The organism is Bradyrhizobium sp. MI1.7 (genome assembly GCF_055811795.1).
This window is the reverse complement of the sequence record NZ_JBVVPO010000190.1, coordinates 1-1,807: the sequence shown is the minus strand read 5'-3', so window position 1 is coordinate 1,807 and position 1,807 is coordinate 1. Positions and strand designations below refer to the sequence as shown.

Annotated in this window: 2 protein-coding genes; both read right to left on the bottom strand. The window is 57.8% G+C overall.

All coding sequences use genetic code 11. From position 1 onward, the window contains the following. Positions 1-149, bottom strand: a 149-nt coding sequence (locus tag AC0L3X_RS47000; RefSeq protein WP_473317594.1) for an NYN domain-containing protein, incomplete at its 3' end; no start/stop codon positions are given. Between the two features lie 494 nt (positions 150-643). Further along, complete coding sequence (locus tag AC0L3X_RS46995) at positions 644-1,024, bottom strand: acyltransferase family protein (protein ID WP_354100671.1); 381 nt, start codon at positions 1,022-1,024, stop codon at positions 644-646. Between the last annotated feature and the right edge of the window lie 783 nt (positions 1,025-1,807).

Here is a 1,807-nt window from a genome sequence, read left to right as displayed (position 1 = left end):
GTGTAGTAGAACGCCCGCAACAGCGTCCCGCGGCTCTGAAACTCCTTCAGCAGGCGCTTGTAGTCGATGTCGAAGCCCAGAGTTTTCGCCGTCGCGTAGAGATTGGCCCCATCGATGAAGAGCGCGATCTTGTTTTCAGGGGACGCCATTGTGCTGTTCGCAGAAGTTAAGGTGATGAATTGAAAGTAGAAGGATTTGCTCGCTAAGGACGAATCGGCGGGCGCGCTTTTTGCACATAGTCACGGGAGACGATGAGCGCCAGATAGTGCAACTTGAGTGGTTTGAATTCTGCCTGGAACCCAGACCGTTGTTGTCTGTCAAAATTGTCATTGTCACTTTCCTGTTTGAGGTTGGTCGTGCCATGACGTCTGGCCATTTTGCTCTATACGAACTCTCCATCAGAAAACGGGGCCGCGCATGGCGGTGGTGTGTCTCAGATAGATGCGGAAATCTTCTGATGGGTGGAAGGGAACGCAGCCGCCCCACGGCGCAATACCTTGCCGCTAGGGCCATGTTCCAGCTGTTGTTGACTGCCCCGTATCGCACTCTAGAGAGATCTGACTCTCCTCGGTCGCTGCGCGGTAATCGACATGATCGTCAAGAGGGATTTCGACCCTTGTTAGCGGGGCCGAGGGGAACACGATTAGAGAGGCGGCGAGGGCCCACCGTAGTTCCGAACTGGCTCAACGGCGGCTAGGAATGGGCGAGACGCTAACGCTAGGTGTCCAGAAAAAGCGTACGCGGCTGCGATGAGCAGGGCGACCAGATAGGGTGAGGATTGTTCGCATCCAGCGGCGTGCGAGGAAGATGCCGAGATTGAGCATCTTGCGTAGTTCGACTGCCACCATGATGATCTTTGGCGCCAGACATAGCCCGACAGCACGAAAAAGATCTCAAGGCCGAGGATCGAAATGATTTCCGCCAGCGCTTGCTCCCCCGGCATCGTCATGGCGTAATGGGGGATGACGACGGTAAAAGCGGCTGCACCGCGAAGAAGATCCAGGGATGCGACGCGAGCGGTCACTGAATGGCGTCCGCGATATCGCGTTCGATGCGGCCGGTAGTGGTTCGGGCCATAATAGTCACCGGCGCTGTTTTCGGGCCGAGGTCCTGACCAGTCGACGACTCGAACCCGCGTGCCGGAAAGCTGTTCGACTTGCTTTTTACACTCTTTGTCCCCCGCTTCGGCCGGCGTTCCTTCGATGGGCCGCAGGGTCAGGTAGCGAGCAGTCCATAGCAGGACGATGGTTGCGCCTTGCTGTGTGGCTCCGCATCTTGGCGAGCCGTATTGCGGGGCCAAGATGTATGACGCCGCCTAGTGCGCTGCTGTGGGGCGGACTGCCTTGCCTCCGCATCGATGCTAGCAGCAAGCTCGCATGGTTCACTGTCGATGGTGTCAACTTCTATTGATCGAGCGGAACGGCGCGGACGGCTGCTAACGTGGCTGCGGGCTCGGACGGCTTTGACTTCGCTACGGCTGTGTCCGCTTCGACGTTTTATGCAGCGGTCGGGGCCATCGACAACACCGAACAGGGCTACACAATCCAAAGCGCGTTGCCGGCGGGTTGGACCATGCCGTCCGTTTATAGGCTGTTGTAGCCACGAGCGTTGGTCCGATCAAACCGATACGCTTCCGGCTGTCACCGGGCCTTGGAGCGGCATTGTCGGGTTTGCCGGAAAGCGACGTGCGGAAACGGCTTTATAGTCTTTGCGACACGGGTCGTAGGCGCGTCTCACTGCTAAACTTAGGCCTTAGGCTCGTCCGGAAAATCGAAGCTGAGAAAAATGAGGGTGACCGCTCCGACGA